Raw genomic sequence first — 2,317 nt, forward strand, 5'->3', positions numbered from 1 at the left:
CGTCTCCTGGGGTGGGGACCTCGCGGGTGGTCAGGCGGTAGTCGCCGGGGCCGTGGACGACGACGGCGCGCATCGTCTCCGGCACAGCGGAGTCCGTCTCGGAGGCCTGGGTGTCGGAGGCTGGTGAGGCGGTCATGAGAAGCTCCTCGGATCAGGTGCGGTGAGCGGGGACCTGCCGATGATGTGAGGCGCATCACGTGAAGCAGGTCACGTCCCATGGTAGACCCCCTGGAACACGTGTCAAGCACATATGTTCACAGCTCGCGTCGGCGTGTCCGTCCTCGTCCGCGGCGGCGACGAATGGAGGTGCCGCGGTCTTCCGTCATCGGGCTACTATGGAGTCATGAGCACCGCGCAGAAGTCAGAGTCCGGGCCGCGGACCTCGGCCCTGTACATCGCCCGAGCGGAGAACCAGGGCGGCACCGACGGCACGGTGCAGGTGGAGAACGGTCCGGTGCTGGGCACCGCCTCGCCGGCGGATCCCCACCGCGGGCCGGACTCGGGGTTCGACCCCGAGCAGTTCGTGGCCATGGCCTGGAGCACCTGCCTGAACGCCACGCTGGAGAAGGTGCTCGACGAGCACGGCCTGGAGAACGACTCGCGGGTGCGCGTCGAAGTCGAGCTGCACCGTGAGGCGGAGGCGCCCGGGTATCGTTTCGAGCCCACCGCCGTCGTCGCCATCGAGGGGCTCGAGGAGGACCGCGCGCGCGAGCTGGCCGACGAGGCCCACGCGCGCTGCCCGGTCTCCAAGCTGCTCTCCGGCCCGGACGTGAGCACGATGCGGGTGGAGGAATTCTCCGCCGGAGCCTGATGTTCGCGTCCAGGTGAGCGAACCACCCATGATCGAGCTCGCCGGAGTCTCCAAGACCTACCGGCGGGGCGGAGACGAGGCGCCGGCGCTGTACGACGTCAGCCTGGCCGTCGCGCGCGGCGAGATGCTCGGCGTCGTCGGCGAGTCCGGCTCCGGCAAGTCCACGCTGCTGCGGCTGATCAACCATCTCGAGGCGCCGACCGCCGGGACGGTGCACGTCGACGGCGAGGACCTCGCGAGGCTCGCGCCGCGGGCCCGACGGCGTCGACGGCGCCGGATCGGCATGGTCTTCCAGCAGTTCAACCTGCTGGCCAACAAGACTGCGGCCGCCAACGTGGCCCTGCCGCTGTCGCTGCAGCGCCGCCGCGACGCCGACCATGTCCGGCGGATGCTGGAGTTCGTCGGCATGGCCGACCATGCGGCGTCGTACCCCGCCCAGCTCTCCGGCGGCCAGCAGCAGCGGGTGGCCATCGCCCGCGCGCTGTCCACCGATCCGCACCTGTTGCTCTGCGACGAGCCGACCTCCGCCCTGGACGACCACCACGCGTCCGAGGTCATGGAGACCCTGGCGGCCGTCCGCCGGGAGCTGGACACCACGATCGTGCTGGTCAGCCACGAGCTCGACGTCATCAAGAGCTCCTGCGACCGCGCGGCCATCCTGGAGGAGGGGCGGCTGACGGGTGTGGCCGACGTCGTCGCCCCGCCGCCGGCGCAGACCTTCAGCTCCTACGCCGCCCGTGTCCGTCATGTTCTGGAGGGCGGCTCGGACCGGCGGGAGCCGGGCTCCCGGGAGTTCCGCGAGGGTGAGGCCCGTGAGGAGGGCGCGGCGTGATGGATCTCCTCGACGCCGTGGGCGAGAGCCTGGCCTCCCGCCGCGGCGAGATCATCCAGGCCGTCGTCGAGACGATCGCGATGATCGGCAATGCGCTGCTGGCCGCCGTGCTGGTCGGGCTCCCCGGCGGGACGCTGCTGTACCTGACGCGTCCGGCCGGCCCGCACCCGCGGCGCACGCTGCATGCAGTGCTCGACGCGGCGGTCAACGTCGTCCGCTCCGTGCCGTTCCTGCTCTTCGTCGTCGCGCTGATCCCCTTCACCCGCTGGCTGCTGGGGACCTCCTTCGGCACCCTGGCGGCCTCAGTGCCGCTGGCCTTCGTCGCCGCCGCCCTCTACGCGCGCTTCAGCGAGCAGACGCTGCTGGAGATCCCGCCGCAGACCGTCGAGCTCAGCCGCGCGCTGGGGGCGAGCACCTGGCAGCTGGTCACCCGGTTCCTCTACCCCGAGGCCCGCTCGGGCCTGGTGCTGAGCCTGACCACGGTGACCATCAGCCTGATCTCGTACTCGACGATCATGGGCGTTGTCGGCGGCGGAGGCGTCGGCGACTTCGCCATCCGCTACGGCTATCAGGCCTACGAACCCGAACTGATGTACAGCACCATCCTGATCATGGTCGTCATCGTCATGCTGATCCAGGCGGCCGGCACCCAGCTCGCCCGGCGCCTGGACCGG

At 70.9% G+C, this 2,317-nt stretch carries 3 protein-coding genes; all 3 read left to right on the top strand.

Annotated features, from left to right (window positions below; all coding sequences use genetic code 11):
* The first annotated feature begins 343 nt into the window (after window positions 1-343).
* Window positions 344-811: an OsmC family protein gene (locus ABD652_RS11225; protein ID WP_344721361.1), complete on the top strand. Its 468-nt coding sequence runs from the start codon at window positions 344-346 to the stop codon at window positions 809-811.
* A gap of 13 nt (window positions 812-824) precedes the next feature.
* Window positions 825-1,643, top strand: a complete 819-nt coding sequence (locus ABD652_RS11230) for a methionine ABC transporter ATP-binding protein (RefSeq protein WP_344721363.1) — start codon at window positions 825-827, stop codon at window positions 1,641-1,643.
* Window positions 1,643-2,317, top strand: a 675-nt coding sequence (locus tag ABD652_RS11235; protein WP_344721637.1) for a methionine ABC transporter permease, incomplete at its 3' end; no start/stop codon positions are given. The genes ABD652_RS11230 and ABD652_RS11235, both read left to right, overlap by 1 nt.

The organism is Nesterenkonia halobia, assembly GCF_039536005.1.
Classification (GTDB): domain Bacteria; phylum Actinomycetota; class Actinomycetes; order Actinomycetales; family Micrococcaceae; genus Nesterenkonia; species Nesterenkonia halobia.

What these genes read in the sequence shown, in the direction of transcription:
- ABD652_RS11225 (WP_344721361.1), top strand. Translation starts at nt 344, where the DNA reads ATGAGCACCGCGCAGAAGTCAGAGTCCGGGCCGCGGACCTCGGCCCTG.